General features: G+C 63.9%; 6 protein-coding genes. 4 read left to right on the top strand and 2 right to left on the bottom strand.

Features of this window, described 5'->3' with window-relative positions; genetic code table 11:
* Positions 1–291: 291 nt before the first annotated feature.
* From BLV04_RS24520 to recD2, 4 genes are all read left to right on the top strand, one after another.
* On the top strand, positions 292–450 hold the full coding sequence (locus BLV04_RS24520) for a DNA-binding protein (protein WP_139191968.1): 159 nt from the start codon (positions 292–294) through the stop codon (positions 448–450).
* 242 nt (positions 451–692) lie between these two features.
* Entirely contained in the window at positions 693–7229 is a 6537-nt protein-coding gene (locus BLV04_RS19235; protein WP_093036179.1) for a DEAD/DEAH box helicase, read from the top strand.
* Complete coding sequence (locus BLV04_RS19230) at positions 7226–9280, top strand: UvrD-helicase domain-containing protein (RefSeq protein ID WP_093036176.1); 2055 nt, start codon at positions 7226–7228, stop codon at positions 9278–9280. Before BLV04_RS19235 ends, BLV04_RS19230 begins: the two co-directional genes overlap by 4 nt.
* A gap of 24 nt (positions 9281–9304) precedes the next feature.
* On the top strand, positions 9305–11488 hold the full coding sequence (gene recD2, locus BLV04_RS19225; protein ID WP_093036173.1) for an SF1B family DNA helicase RecD2: 2184 nt from the start codon (positions 9305–9307) through the stop codon (positions 11486–11488).
* 523 nt (positions 11489–12011) lie between these two features.
* On the opposite strand, the gene BLV04_RS26095 is transcribed toward recD2, so the two are convergent.
* The gene (locus tag BLV04_RS26095) at positions 12012–12104 is read right to left on the bottom strand and encodes an H-NS family nucleoid-associated regulatory protein (protein WP_371828656.1); all 93 of its coding nucleotides are present in this window, start codon (positions 12102–12104) and stop codon (positions 12012–12014) included.
* A complete protein-coding gene (locus BLV04_RS19220; RefSeq protein WP_139191967.1) occupies positions 12105–16055 on the bottom strand; it encodes a hypothetical protein in 3951 nt (1316 codons plus the stop codon).
* Between the last annotated feature and the right edge of the window lie 101 nt (positions 16056–16156).

The raw sequence follows: 16156 nt of genomic DNA, 5'->3' as shown, positions 1-16156 counted from the left end.
GCCAAGGACGCTCGACACTGCTGCATAACGCTGAACTATATTTGGAGCGATGTCATAGCCGGTCACCATTTAAGGCATTTAAAGCCAAAGACCGAGATTTGACTTTCGCTGATCTTGATCTACCGGGAGCATGGGCGTGAATAGGGGGCGTACCACGGGATTACTTGCCGGGATCAGTTTCACCAGTGCCCCGCGACTAGAGGCCCTCTGCTGTACTGTGGGGTTCATGACTCAACCACGAGTGCATCACCATGACCACGATGACCCTGTAACTTGATGACAGCAAGGCCGATGGCTTTCGGCAAAAAGGCGTGTCGCATCGAACGCGAGCCCGAGCAACTGCTGGCCGAATTCATCGATGACCTGATCAGCCAAGCCAACACCGATTTCGAAGAGACGGTCAATCGCGTACTCGCGAAGAACCGGGAGCTTTATCGGCGGCTCGGCTGATGCGTTGTCTCTCGCGCGCCGAAGTGCTCGAACTGTACAGTCGATTGAAAGGCCATGAAATTGATTGTGACGTGGACGAGCAGGAGCGCATCATGCTGGGGCTTGCGGCAGGAAATCTGTCCCGCGAGGTTTTCACCGAGTGGCTCAGGTCGCACAGAATCGTCGAGTCGAGGTCGATCGCGGCGGCAGTCGATCGACGTTAAAGCAAACGCTCGCAAGCCGAGCGCAACAGGGATCCGGTTATGCTTCCATCGCTGGTCGTCGACGAGGTTCGACGCGGGGTCGCCGAGACGCTGCGCGCCCAGTTCGAGCCCTCCACGGCACTGTTCAAAGACGCCGTCCGCCGGCTGATCGACGAGCCCACCTGGGTCAAAGGCCCCTATATCCAACTGGGTATGCCCTTTGTCGCCGGCACGGCCGGTCAAGATTTCTTCAAGGACTTCCAGACCGAGCACCCGGCCCACCTGCATCAGGAGCTGGCCTGGCAACGCTGTGCGGTGACGGGCAAATCCACGCTGGTCGCGACCGGGACCGGCTCGGGCAAGACCGAGTGCTTCCTGTACCCGGTGCTGGATCATGTCGCCCGCGCGCGGCGGACGCCGGACGCGCCCCGCGGCATCAAGGCCATCATCATCTATCCGATGAATGCCCTGGCCGACGATCAGGCCGGGCGCATCGCCGAGCTGGTCCATCGGACTCCGGCGTTCGCCGGCATCCGCGTCGGTCTCTTCGTCGGCTCGGGCAAGACGCGTTATCGGCCCGGCAAGGCCGGGCAGAATCCGGAGCCGGATCATCCCGCGATGGGGCCTGACCACGTCATCACGGACAAGGAAGTGCTGCGGGACAACCCGCCGGACATCCTGCTCACCAACTACAAGATGCTCGACTTCCTGCTGATTCGTCCGCGGGATCAGCCCCTGTGGCGGTTCAATTCCCCCGAGACACTGCGTTATCTGATCGTCGACGAGCTGCACACCTTCGACGGCGCCCAGGGCACGGATCTGGCCATGCTCATTCGCCGCCTGCGCCAACGCCTGAAGTGCGACGACGAGAAGCTGATCTGCATCGGCACCTCGGCCACGCTGGGCGATGCCGGTCCGGGCGATGCGGGCCGGGACGATGCCGGCGGCACCCGGCCGTTGCGCGACTATGCGGGCCAGATTTTCGCAGCCGAGTTCGATGAGGATGCGGTGATCACCGAGCGCCGCCAAGGCTTCGATGCCTTCATCGGCAACCGGGTGGTGGAATCCCTGCTGGCCGATGACGCCGGCGTGCTGCGGGCCATTTCGGTGCGTGATTTTGCCGGCCAGCCGGAGGCGGTCGCGACCTTTTTACCGGCCTTTTTCAATGATCCCGGTCTGCTTGCGGTGCTGATGGCCGGGATCGAAACCGCCGAGGGGCGGATACGGCTCGGCGAGGAGCTCAAAAAGCACCTGCTGTTCCAGACCCTGTTGCGGATCGCCACCCAAGCGCCGGTCAGCGTCCACGAGATCGCCGACAGGATGACGCGCACCCTGAGTGCCGGGCTGCGTCCGCACGCCGACGGGATCATTATCGCGCTGCTGACCCTGGTCGCCTGGGCGCGCGCACCCTATGCGGGGCAATCGGTTACTGCCGACACACTCACGGGTCAGCTCAATCACCTGGTCACCCTGCGCGTGCAGATCTGGGTCCAGGAGCTGCGCCGGGTGCTGGCTACGGTGAGCGCGAAACCGGAGGAAATCGAGCTGGCCTCCGAGGCCAGCGTGCTGAGCCGGCGCGAACAACTGCGACTGCCGGTGGTGCAATGCAGCAACTGCCGGGCGACCGGCTGGCTGACGCTCAAAGCGCCGCAGGAGAGCCGGGTCGAGCAGAGTCCGGACAAGATCTATGCGGCCTTCTTCGCGCGCAATCGGGATACCTTCCTGGCACGCCTCTATCCGCGCTCCGATGCGTCGGGCGGCCAGCGGCTCGCCATGACACCGGTTTTGGAGCAGACGCTCTGCGGCCAATGCGGTGCCCTTGGGCATGATCATGTGACCCAGTGCCCGCACTGCCGCAGCGAGGACATCCTCCCCGTGTTTCGGGTCTCGGCCACCCGCACCAAGCGCCTAGGGGGTGAGATCGACGGGGGCAAGAACGGGAAGCAAGCGGCGCGGGAGGTGCAGGTTCACGACGACATCTGCCCGGTTTGCGGCGAACGCGACCGTCTGCTGATCATCGGCGCCCAGACCACGAGCATCGCGGCGCACGCGGTCGAGCGACTGTGGGCGGCACCGCTGAATCACCAGAAGAAACTGATCCTGTTTTCGGATTCGGTGCAGGACGCCGCCCACCGCGCGGGCTATATCGAGTCCAAGACCGAGGGCCATCTGATGCGCGCCGGTCTGGCCAAGGCGTTGGCCACGCTGCCGCCGACGCTGCCCTGGGATCAGGCCCTGGAACGGCTGGGACGCTCCTATCTGGATCCGGCCAGCCCGCTGGCCATGACACCGCGCGACTTCGTGGCCCGCTTTATTCCGCCGGCGATGGAGTGGCTGAGGGACTGGAAGCATCTGCTGCTGCACCACGATCTCCCGCCGGGCGGGTCGCTGCCGGACCTGCTGTGCCGGCGTCTGCAGTGGCGCGCCGTCGAGGAGCTGACCTATCGCTCCGATCGGGGGCGTACCCTGAGCAAGGTCGGCGTGGCGGTCTTGTTTCCGGATCTCGACGCGCTCCGGGCCGTGAACACGCGGCTTCTGCCGGTTCTGCACGAGGCCGGCGGCGGCTTGGAGCATCTCGACGAGGAGCACCTTTTCCACTGGGTCCTCGGCACCCTGCTGGCGCTGATCCGTGCCGGCGGTGTCTTTCATCTGGATCTGGAGAAACTGGCCGAAACCGGTGACTTCGGCGCCTTTGAGTTCGCCCAGCACCGCAAGCGCTGGATGCCCCATCGCGGTAAGTCGTCCCCGCCCCGGTTCGTGACGCGCGAGGCCGGCCGACACGGTTTCCTGGTCCTGGAAGAGCGCCCCGGCAACCCCTTGCTGACCTGGGCTCAGCTTGCCTTGGGGCTGGGTGTGTGCTCGCCCGGCATCCTGACCCTGGCTTACGAGGAATTACTCAAGGCATTGGAGCAGTCCGGTCTCGGACGCTTCGTGCAGATGGATCATCGCGGCGAGCAGGCGCGGGTGTTTGGTTTGAATGCCGATCGGCTGAACCTGCATCAGCAATTGCGCCGTCTGGTCACGCCCTCGGCGGCGCAGGCCCTGTGGGTGCCCGAGGAGGCCGCCGATGCGCTGGACGGTCTGCCGGCCTGGAACAGTCCGGGCGAACGCTTGCGGCCCGATTCGGCGGCCGCGCCCGACTGGTGGCATAGCCGGTTCAAGGGCGGCGACCTGACCCGGGTGATCGCGCACGAGCACACCGGCCTGTTGGAGCGCGACGAGCGGCTCGCCTTGCAGACCCGCTTCATGGCCAAGGCCGAGGAGACCCAGCCTTGGTTCGAGAACCTACTCTCGGCCACCCCCACGCTGGAGATGGGCATCAATATCGGCGAGCTGGCCAGCGTGATGCTGGGCGGGGTGCCGCCGAATCAGGCCAATTTCATCCAGCGCATCGGTCGCGCCGGCCGGCTGGACGGCAACGCGGCGGTCTTCGCCATCGCCGACGCCTCCCCAGACGGGCACGACCAGTATTATTTCGCCAACCCGCTGGAGATGCTGCACGGCGCGGTGGAGGCGCCGGCCATCTATCTTGGCGCCGCCGAAGTGTTGCGCCGGCAGCTCTATGCCTTCTTCTTCGATCACTGGGTCGCAGAGGGGACGCCCGCGCTGCCGGATAAGCTCAGCGAGGCATTGGATCAGGTCGCCAGCGGAGACGGCGACATCAGACGTTTTCCATTCAATTACCTGGACTTCGTCAACCGCCACGAACCGATCCTGTTCGACGCCTTCTGTCGGATGCTGGGCAGTCACCTGAGTGACAGTACTCGGACGAAGCTCGAGGGTTTCATCACCGGCAGCGAGCAGCACAAGAACCTGCGTGCTCGGTTTCTCGCCTATTTCGAGGAGACGCACGCCGAGCGCGAATCCTGGAAGGCCCGTCGCAAGAAGATCACCCAGGAACTAGGCCGGCTCAAGAAGCGACCCGAGGACGAGCAGACCCTGGCCGAGATCGAGATCCTCGAGGCGGAACGCGCCGGCTTGGGCCAGCGCATCCAACAGATGAACAACGAGCATCTCCTGGAGGCCATGACCAACGCCGGTCTGTTGCCGAACTATGCGTTTCCGGAGGAAGGGGTGTCGCTCACCACCATCGTGCACGGCGCCAAGTCGGCCACCGGCGAGCCCTATTCCACGCCTGTGCATCGCTACAGCCGCCCGGCCCACGCCGCGCTCGCGGAGTTCGCCCCGCTCAATACCTTCTTCGCCCACAAGAGCAAGGTGCAGATCGACCAGGTGGACATGAGTGTCGAGCCGTCGCTGGCGCATCGCTTTTGCCCGAGCTGTCACTTCCTGAGCCCCTTGACCGAACCTGCCGCGCACCGGGATCGCTGTCCGCACTGCGGCAATACCGGCTGGGCGGACACCAGCCAGGTGCGCCCGCTGCTGCGTCTGCGACGCGCCGTGGCCAATATCGACCGTGCCGACAGGACGCGGATTACCGAATCGGACGAGGCCCGCAACCCCCGCTATTACGCCCGGCGACTGCTGATGAATTTCGACGCCGGCGACGTGCGCAATGCCTGGCGTCTGGAGTCGAGTCAGGCGATCTACGGCTTCGAGTTCATCACCAAGGCGGTCTTTCACGATCTGAATCTGGGCCAGCCGTCGGTGGCCAACCCGGCGGTGCCCTCCACCATCATCGCCGGAGACGACAGCAACAAGTCCGGATTCGCCTTGTGCGGCGAGTGCGGCAAGGTGCAACGCGCCGTTCGCGCGGGGCAAGAGGACACCCGCGAGCAAGCCCATACCCCGGATTGCCGTCATCGCCATGCGACCGGCAGCGAGCATCTGCTGAGCGAGCTCTTCCTGTATCGACAGTTCGAGTCGGAATGCCTGCGCATCCTGGTGCCGAAGGGCTTCGGGTCGGGGGATCGCACGACCTACTCGTTTATGTCGGCGCTGCAGCTGGGATTGCGCAAGCGCTTCGGCGGCAAGGTCGATCATCTGCGCTTCGAGACGATGAGTGAGCCGGGGGCCGACGAGAGTACCGGCAAGAGTTATATCCTGGTCTATGACTCGGTGCCCGGCGGGACCGGCTATCTGCAGCAGATGCTGGCCGGGGAGGCGGACACGCTGACCGAGGTGCTCGCGGTCGCCCATGCCGTCATTCGTGATTGCGGCTGCAAGGACAAGGACGGTGTGGATGGCTGCTATCAATGCGTGTTCCAGTATCGTCAGGGCCGACACCGCAAGAACATCTCGCGCAGCGCCGCACTGGAGATGCTCGACGAGCTGGTTCAGGGCGATTTCAAGCGCGAGCAGGTACCGTGCCTGTCGGAGATCTATATCAATCCGGCGTTCGGGTCGGAGCTGGAACGGCGTTTCCTGCCCGCGATCAAGGCGCTGAGCGGACACCTGGATTCGGACAACAGCCGCTTCCCCGTCGTCGCGGTGACGCAGGACGTCAAGGCGGGGAGAACGGCCTATCTGCTGACGTTGGGCAGCAGTACCTACTGGGTCGACACCCAATGGCCCATCGAGGATCCGGCATCGGGTCAAGTGCTCTGCCAGCCCGATTTCCTGATCACGGCGACCAAGACCGCAAGCCCGATGCGGCCGATCGCCGTGTTCGTGGATGGCTGGGAGTTCCACCAGAAGACGCTGTCCGAGGACGCGCGCAAACGTGCAACCCTGATGCTGCGCGGCGACTATCGGGTCTGGTCGGTGACCTACGAGGATATCGAGGCGGCGCACGCATTGAAGGCCGGCACGGATCTGCCCGGCCCGCTGGATGTGCTGGAGACCGACTCGGGGCGCGCGATTCCGCTGAATCGGCTGCCGCCGTTTTCGCCGAAGGACCTGGCATCCAATGCCATTGCCCTCTTGTTGCGGTTGCTGGAACAGGCGGATTCGACGGAGCAGGATCCGCTGGATCAGTTGCGGGAGACGGGTCGGTACCTGTTGATGAAATCGGTCAGACGGCCGAACGAGATCGACGCTGCGGTCAAGGCTCGCCATGATGCGGTGCTCGGCGCTCTGCCGGACTGGCTCGGGACGGAGGATCGCGCCGTGCATCTGCACAGCCCCGGGAAGACGCCCCTGCAGTGGGTCGGGAGCGCGGAACCCAAGTTCATGACCGGCAAGGATGACTCGACCTACCCGCAGGCCGGCGCGCTGGTGCTGGACGACGCGGCGGTGAACGCCGATCTGAAGATCGGACGCCAGCATTGGCGGCAGTGGCTACGCCTGGCCAATCTGTTGCAGGCCGTTCCCGGCGCGGCACTCCTGACGCAAAGCATGCTCGACGCCGGGGCGACGCTGGCGGTGCCGGAGCCGTTGGCCGCTCGCCCGGCAACCGTCGGCGCGGACTGGAACCGGATCCTCGATGAGAGCGAATTCCTGGATCGGTTGAGGACAGGCTTCCTGTATCTGGCCAACAGCGACCGACCGGCGCCCGAGCAGATCGGTGCGGAGATCGAGGATGATGGCGGCTATCGCATGGCCGAGGCGCTGTGGGAACAGGCGCGGATCGTCTTTCTGAGTGCCGGGCAGGCAGATTTCAGCCCGGCGTGGCAGGCCGCCGGCTTTCGGGTGATCGAAGAAGGCGATCACTGGTGGCTTGCCGTCGAAGCGGCGCTGACAGGACAAGGATCATGATCGAAGACGTCAAAATCATCGTCAGCAATGATGTGATCAAGCGCATGACCGCGCTGCCGGCCGCGGTGCAGACCAAGGCGCTCGAGTTCATGCTCAAGTTTCAGACCGATCCGCGCAGCCCCGGCATCAACTACGAGACCATCCAGGGGGCCAAGGACAAGAACTTCCGCTCGGTCCGGGTCGATCAGAACTATCGCGGCATCATCTTCCGGGCACCCAAGGACAACGTCTTCATCTGGTTGCACATCGATCAACACGATGACGCCTACTCCTGGGCGACCCGCAGAACGATGAGTGTCAACCCGGTCAACGGGGCCCTGACACTGACCAATGTCGGTTTCGTCGAGAGCACCGTGCAACGCACGGCGGCGCCTCGAGCATCCCAACCCGAACCCTGTTACGGGGCCTGTTCCGACCGCGATCTGATGGCCTTGGGCGTGCCCGAGGCGATGCTCCCGGCTGTGCGGACGATCCGTTCCGAGGGTGATCTGGATGCCATGCAGGATGAGTTACCCGTCGAGGCTTACGAAGGGCTGTTTCTGTTGCTGGCCGGTGATGCGCTGTCCGGCATCCTGGCGTCGCGCGAGACGCGCGTCGATCGGCCGATCGATACCGAGGATTTCGCCACGGCGGCGGAGCGCGACGAGAGCCGCTCCCGGTTCTATGTCGTCGAGGGGGAGAACGATCTTCAAGAGATCCTCTCCGCTCCGCTGGAACAATGGCGCGTCTTTCTGCATCCGACCCAGCGCCGGCTGGCGACCCGCAGCCTGAACGGTCCGAGCCGCATCCTCGGCGGCGCGGGGACGGGTAAGACGGTCTTGGCGATGCATCGGGCAAAACATCTCGCCTCCAGTCTGATCGGGGCCGAGGGCAGTTCGGGGCGCAAGCTGCTGTTCACCACCTTCACGACCAACCTTGCGCTCGACATCGAGGACGGACTCCGGTCGATCTGCAGCCCGGAGCAATTGAAACGGATCGAGGTGATCAACCTCGATGCCCTGGTCTTTCGGTTGCTGAAGGCCCAGCGCTACGAGCATGAGATCGCCTTCGACTACGAGGCCAGATGCGCGCCGATCTGGGATGCGGTGATGGTGGATTTTGACAGCGCGCTGGGCGTGTCGCGCGAGTTCGTCAGGGAGGAGTTCGAGCAGGTGGTGCTCGCCCGGGGGCTGGAGACGCGCGACGCCTACCGCGAGGCGCCAAGACGCGGCAGAGGCGTCATCCTGTCGCGCAAAAAGCGCGATGCACTCTGGGAGCTCTTCGAGAACTATCGCCTCCAGTTGAGCGCCAAGGGTCTGAAGGAGCCGGACGATGCCTACCGCGACGCCTGCGCGATCCTGGCCAAGGAAGCCGAGCCACGCTATGCGCATGCGCTTATCGACGAGACACAGGATTTCGGTCCGCAGGCGTTGCGACTGATCCGCGCCCTGGTTGCCCCCGGCGCGAACGATCTGATGTTCGTCGGCGACGGGCACCAGCGCATCTACGCCAAGAACAAGGCCAGCATGAGCAGTTGCGGCATCGATATCCGCGGTCGGGCACGGAAGCTCTATCTGAACTATCGCACCACCGAGGAGATCCGTCGCGCGGCGGTCTCGCTGTTGGAGGGCATCGAGATCGATGACCTGGATGGCGGCAGCGACGAGATCACGCGCTACAAGTCGCTGATGCACGGCCCGGCGCCGGAACGGATCCAGGGTGCGTCCATGGAAGCCATCCGAGACGGCGTGCTGGAGTTCATCCGGCAGTGCCTGCGGGAGAACGCCGACAACACCATCGGCGTCATGGCCCCGACAATCAAGCTGCGTGATCAGTTGGCCAAGCAGATTCGCGAGTCCGGATTGAAGGTGGCGACGGTCAATCACCGCGAGCGTTTGAGCCGCAAGGATGCCCGGATCTTCGCGATGACCCTGCACCGGGCCAAGGGCCTGGAGTTCGATGCGGTGGCGATCGTGGTCAATCGCGAGCTGGACGAGAGCCTGCGAAAACTAGTCTATGTCGGAATGACGCGCGCCAAACGGATGGCAAGGATGTATACCGGGCTCACCTGAGTTTTTCTTTTCGCAGTCGGACGCGTGACCGCCCATTCTTCGACCCCCGCCCCGATCGAGCCGCTCAGCGGCGCCGTCGAGCGCGTCACCTACCACAGCCCCGAGAGCGGGTTCTGCGTGCTGCGGGTGCAGGTGCGCGGTCATCGGGACCTGGTCACCCTGATCGGCTCCGCGGCCAGTGTCTCCCCCGGCGAGCATCTCGAAGCCGAGGGCCATTGGGTCAACGATCGTCAACACGGGCTGCAGTACAAGGCGACCAACCTGCGGATCGTCCCGCCGCGCAGCCTGGAGGGGATCGAGCGTTATCTCGGCTCCGGGATGGTCAAGGGCATCGGACCGCACTTCGCCCGCACCCTGGTTGCGGCCTTCGGCGAGGACGTCTTCACCGTCATCGAGGAGACCCCGGAGCGGTTGCTGACGTTGCCCGGGATCGGTCGCAAGCGACAACAGCGGGTCACTTCCGCGTGGGCCGAGCAGAAGGTGATCCGCGAGATCATGGTCTTTCTGCAATCCCACGGGGTCGGCACGGCGCGCGCGGTGCGCATCTACAAGACCTACGGGGACGCCGCGGTCGAGAAGGTCCGCGAGAATCCCTATCGTCTGGCGCTCGATATTTGGGGTATCGGCTTCAAGACCGCCGATGCGATCGCCGAGCGCCTCGGCATCGCGCGCGATGCGCCGATCCGGGCGCAGGCCGGGGTGCGGCATGTGCTCCAGGAGCTCTCGACCGAAGGCCACTGCGCCGCCTGGCGGGATGACCTGAGCACGCAGGCCGCGCGTCTCTTGGAGATCCCCGTCCCGATCATCGCGGCGGCGATCGACAGCGAGCTGGCCGAGGAGCGCTTGGTCGCCGAGACGATCGAGGACCGTCCTGCCCTGTTTCTTGCGCCCCTGCAGCGCGCCGAGCGCGGGGTCGCCGGGCATCTGCGCCGGCTTGCGCAGGATCCGCCGCCCTGGGGTCCGATCGATGCCGAAAAGGCCCTGCCGTGGGTCGAGACACGCACCGGGCAGGTGCTCTCGGCATCCCAGCGCGCAGCGGTCGCGACGGTGCTCGGGGCCAAGGTCGCCATCATCACGGGCGGCCCGGGCGTGGGCAAGACCACGGTGGTCAACAGCCTGCTGCGGATCCTCGCGGCCAAGGGCGTGGAGGTCCTCTTGTGCGCCCCGACCGGGCGCGCGGCCAAGCGGCTCTCCGAGTCGACCGGCCGGGAGGCCAAGACCATCCACCGGCTGCTCGAGTTCGATCCGCAGGTGATGGGCTTCAAGCGCGATGCCGAGCACCCGCTGGAGGCCGATCTGGTGGTGGTCGACGAGACCTCGATGGTCGACATCGTGCTGATGAACCAGTTGCTGCGCGCCGTGCCGAGCTTTGCGGCGCTGCTCCTGGTCGGGGATGTCGATCAGCTCCCCTCGGTCGGTCCAGGCGCGGTGCTCGCCGACCTGATCGCCTCCGGAACCCTGCCGACCCTGCGCCTGACCGAGATCTTCCGCCAGGCCGCCGCCTCGCGGATCATCGTCCACGCCCATCGGATCAATGCCGGTCACCTGCCCGCGGCGGCGGCCCCGGACGGCCCGGACAGCGACTTTCATCTGATCCGGGTCGACACGCCGGAGGCGATTCACGAGCGGCTCCTGCGGGTGGTGACCGAGCGCATCCCGGCACGCTACGGTCTGGATCCGGTACGCGACATCCAGGTGCTGACCCCGATGAACCGCGGCGGTCTCGGAGCGCGCGCGCTCAACGTCGCCCTGCAGGCGGCGCTGAACCCGGAGGCCCAGCCGCGCATCGAGCGCTTCGGCTGGACCTACGCCCCGGGCGACAAGGTCATCCAGTTGGTGAACGACTACGACAAGGAGGTCTTCAACGGCGACATCGGACGGATCCGCACGGTCGATCTCGAGGAAGGGATCCTGACCATCGACTTCGACGGGCGCCCCGTCGCCTACGAGACAGGCGAGCTCGACGCCCTCGCGCTTGCCTACGCCACCAGCGTGCACAAGGCCCAGGGCTCGGAGTACCCGGCGGTGGTCATCCCGCTGGCGACCCAGCATTACACCTTGCTGCAGCGCAACCTGCTCTACACCGCGGTGACCCGCGGCAAGCGGCTGGTGGTGTTGATTGCCCAGCCCAAGGCGCTTGCCATGGCGGTCAAGCAGACCGGGGCCGGGCGGTTGACCCGGCTGCGGGAGCGGTTGGTGGCGGGGTGAGGTGGTTGACCAGAGCAAGGAGCCGCGGAGCATGCGATCAAGTTTGCGTCGCATGGAAGACTGAGCGATCAGGCGTGACGATTCGGTCCAGGACTGCGGGGCAGCGGCATTCGGCAAAAACCTGACCCCCGGCCAATACGCTCCAAGGGCAGGAAGACGCGCTATGCGGACGCTGGCGGTCATGCTCCCGAAAGGCCAGTTACGACTCGTCGCGGCCGGTCGCGCCGCCAGGGGTTTAACGGCAGGTAACAGAGTAATCCCGTCACCCAACGGCGCACCTCACGACCAGTAGTTCGGTCATGGCTGTCGTTCGAACTCGACGCCGACAAGGTGCACTGCTGTCAACTTCCGGTTACTTTCCGCGCGTCGGTCAGGAACATCGCTCTGAAAGACGCTCAGTGGTCGATGGTTTCCACTAGCTCCAACTGACTGGCGACAGCACGTTGTTTGGTGCTCGACCCGCTCTGCTTACAAAGGAAGGCAATCCCGCACTTAGGCGCCCTTAGCAAACCGACTAAGTTCTTCAGCCTCCTGGCTTGGAAGCAAGAAGGTCGTTGAGCGACTTCCCGGACTCTGATGCATCCTTCACCCACTTGGGCCTGGGACCACGGCCGATTCAGGTATTTCCTGCATCGTCAGCGAATCTTGGTGCGGTCGCGGCGCCAGCGGCTTCAGTTGCACTCCTAGCAGAACGGAAGTTCTCCTTAGCGGCGGCATCGATGCCAATCACGCGCAGGTAGACGGAGCTGTCATCAATCTCCTTCTCCCGAGCCTTGTTCTTCAGGATGCCGAGGAGTTCATCAAACCCAATGCGGTTGCCGTCCGGTCCTTTCCAAGCGCGCTGTTCTTGGAGCACGACAACGAAGAAGCCAATCTTCGAGTTCGGCGCCATCATGTACTGCCCTTGGAGCTGCTTCTCCAGCGCCTCGATGTAGTCCTCTAGGGTCCACCTGAGCGACATCTTGAGTTCGACAGTTGCCCGCAGGGAGCCGGACTGGCACAGCACATCGCGGCGCGTCATCTCTGGGAGGATGGGCTCAAGCGTCACCGCGTAGCGTCCGCCCGCGGCGTGGTTGAGCTCGCTGCCCAGCAGCGCCTGGAAGTCCTCTTCGAGCGCAAGTCCGTCGTTGTGGGTCTTGATGCGTTTGAAGTTCAGGGAGTTGAAGAATCGCCGCAGGCTGAAGTCCCCTGTCTCAATCTGGCTCTTCACGGTGAGCAAGTCAGTTTCCACGGCCATGGCGAAGTCCATGTACTCAGACACGCGCGGTGCAAAGCTGCGCTCGAACTCGTGGTAGTCGGTCTGCGCAATGGGCTTCTTGGCATACTGCTCCTCGCGCATCATGAACTGCAGGTAGCGCAGATACTTGGCTGTGGGGCCAGCGGCTTGCTGCCGAAGTCCCTCGAGCACCTCGTAGGCCTGCTCGGACTTGGCATGCGAGATGGCCGGGGCTAAGGCATTTCGCAGGCGCTGGGCGTGGTCTCGCTCACCCGGCGAATAGATGCGGCCATCCTTGCGGTTGATATCGTCTTCCTCCCTGACCACCGAACGCACCCACTCGTAGAGCATCTTGAGGGTGTTCAGGCCATCGCTCCCCGTTTCGGCCGCCCGCTTAAGGCGCGCGCCACTGTCTTCCCTCCCACGGTCTTCGCCTAAGTATGCCGCCAGCGACAGCATAAAGCCCTCGGCGGACTGTGGCTTGTCCGCTCGCCATGATTCCCACCGCTGGCCAAGGTTGCGTGGGTAGGTCCACAACCAGTAGCCTCCCCAGACCACGGCGTCTGAGCGCTTGCGCCTGAGTTCATGAATCCGCCTATCGAGCGCCTGCCGCGCCTTCTGGGCATCGGCGTCCATCACGTCCGGCGTGTCGCCGAGCGAAGGAATCTCCTCATCAAACGCGGTACCCATCCGGCGCCAGGCTTCCGCCTCGAATGTTGCTTGGTCGATGACGCCAGAGTTGGCAGCTGCAACCTTCAGGGCAGCCTCGGATATGCGCTCAGCGGGCTGGGGATGGCCCAGGACGAAATCCCAAGCTGCGCGAGCAAGGCTGTGCCTGACGCCTTCAGACGCTTCGTCGAGACGCCGAATGAGCGTCTCGGCCTTGACCATTGACAGCTGCCCCTTGCCGGCACCTGCCAGGATCACACCAAGCTCCTGCGTCGCGACCTGCTCGTGGGCACCTACCAGGCGCCAGAACCACTTGGGGTAGCCGTTTATCTCAAACTGGGCGTAACGAATGGCTCGCCGAACTTCCTGCTCGCTGAGCACAGGCAGCCGCGCGCCGTCGCCCAAGTTAAGCCAAATCCCCTGCAAGCCCGCTATGGTGATGTAATATGTGGAGTCGGGTTTGTCCTCATCCCAGGTTGGGTCCCTGCTACGCCAAAGAGTGCTAAGGCCTTCGCGAACGGCCTGGGCGATCTCGCTACCTGCAGCCTGCTCGAAGAGTGTGAAGTTGCACTCGCCGTGGTGCGATTGCTGAACCGTGCGAAGGAGCCACTGGGCGACCCAGGCCAGAGCGCTCTCCTCCGACGCATCGCGAAGCCCATCGAGCATGCCTCGCAGCGTCGCCTTGGAGTTCTCTTCGAGGAGGAGTTCCCGGTCGCGCCGCTCGGTCGGCCTGCGGGGTAACGCAACAGCGCTCTTCTTTCGATTCTCAAGGAACTCACTGAAACCGGGCTCCCCAAGCTCCACCTCGTCGCCGTCGACATATGGGCATAAAGGGTGATACCAGCCCATTACCCTGCAGATACTTTCAGCCGTCTTGTCGGTTGCGTGGATGAGTCCCCTGAGGAACTCTAGGCGGACCACCTTGTTGGCTTGGAGCGCAGCTTGCAGCTTGACCGTGTCCGGGCTGACGTCATGGTGCTTATTGACGAATCGGCTGAGCACCAGACAAAGCTTAGCCGCCCGCGAGGGGTCCAGAGCAGGACGTTTGATGACTAGCGCGAGCAGATCAATCACGAGTTCCAAAAACTTCTGGTCGGCCCAATACCTCTCCGAACCGAGTTCTCGGCCAACTTTGGAGTTCACCAATCGCAGCAGTAACGAGCGAGTCAGCCGGTACAGATCAACATCGCTCGCCTCTTCTGCGACATCACCCGTGAGCACCCAGTCAATCGAGAAACCGCTCCGCTCCCTACGAAACTGCTCTGCCGCAATCTCTGCGATGGACCTAGCGTCAAGCACTTTCCATGCGAGCTTTGCCACGAGACCAGCCACACTGGTCTCGGACAGATCAGCCTTGTCACGCAAAGCAGCCCCTAAGGCGAACAGATCGACTTCTCGTCCAAGCGACAATATGTAGTGCAGATCGAGTTGCTCATCCATAAGCTTGCCGTAGTCCCCACCGTGCACAGACAGCACCGCATCGCGCAAGACGTCCAGTCGCGCATGCCCGGCAATATTTAGGAGCGCATCTCTGGCGTCCCAATCGGCGCTGTACTTTTCGAACAGGCGATTGAGCGTCGGCTCGATGCCAGGCTTGGCGGCCTGCCAGTAGTTCTCATCCGTGAGGGTGTAGTACGAGCGCCCGAGCGAATCCCCGGCCGAGACAAGACGCTCGATGGCGCGCTCGAGCGCATTCGAAGCTTCGGTCACTTGGACTTGCGGGTTCCTTAAGTCTCCGAAGAACGCGACTGCCTGAGGCTCCACCCTCAGGAGCTCTTGGCGGCTGTGCGTGCTAAAGACGGCCAACCAGCCCGCCAGGGGAAGCAGCGGTCGGTAGACCCCGCACTCACCCGTGGTCGAGTGCCAGGTGAAGTTCGCAAGTAGCCGACGAGCGTGCTCTGGCGACTTCACGAGAGCGGCCAAGCGCTTGGCCGCGAGGAACGGCAAGAGCTCATCCGGGTAGAGCTTGACCTGGTACTGTCCTGAGTCAATAAACAGTCGCGAGCCCAGCAGATACGTCAGCGAAGACTCTGACAGGAGTGAGGCAATGATGGGGCGCGCGGAGAGCACGCCGTCCGAATAGCGAAGTGCTTCGGGGGATAGCTCAATGTTGGGTAGCTGGCAAACGACCGATGCGCTGGCAAGGCGTTCAATGGCCCCGTCCAGGCTCTCAGGCAGCGGACTCCCCACCTGCCGCTCACGAGGGTCGGTGCGCTGTTGCTGCTGCACCGCTTCAACCATCTTCTCGAAGACCTGAGTCAGGCACTGGGGCGGATTTCGAACCGGGTCGATGTAGGCCAGTATGTCCAAGCCCCCAGGCCCTTCGGCAAGGCGACCGAGCCCGTACTGCCTAGCAGCGATCAGAGTCTGCTTCGGTTGATGCATGCCACGGTGACTGCCCAGGTAGAGCGCTGCCCCAGCCTTGTCGAGCGGTAGCAGCGCATACACCTTCACCTGCTCATGAGCAGGCGCGGCGTTCTCCGTCTTGCTGGCCGCGTCTACGGACGCCAAGTCGCCAATCGCGTTATCCGGCTTCTCAGTTTCAGTTGTCTCCCGCTCGTCTTCACTATCATCTTCGGAGGCAGCGACTGCTTCAGCAAAGGCAGTGTCGAACTCCTCCTCGTCGGAGGAACTCTTGCGGACCCCCGTGTAAAGCGTGGTGCGCAGCTCTGCCTTGAGCAATGCGAGTGAGTACGGCCACCTTCCCTGATGGGTTTTTCCTCTTAAATCGTCAACTTGTATGAGGGAGAGCGGTGGGCCTCCCTCGGGGTGCTTGAACAACA

It is taken from the genome of Thiocapsa roseopersicina (assembly GCF_900106925.1).
Lineage (GTDB): Bacteria > Pseudomonadota > Gammaproteobacteria > Chromatiales > Chromatiaceae > Thiocapsa > Thiocapsa roseopersicina.
The sequence above is the reverse complement of the archived record's forward strand: the minus strand, read 5'-3'. Positions and strand labels throughout refer to the sequence as shown.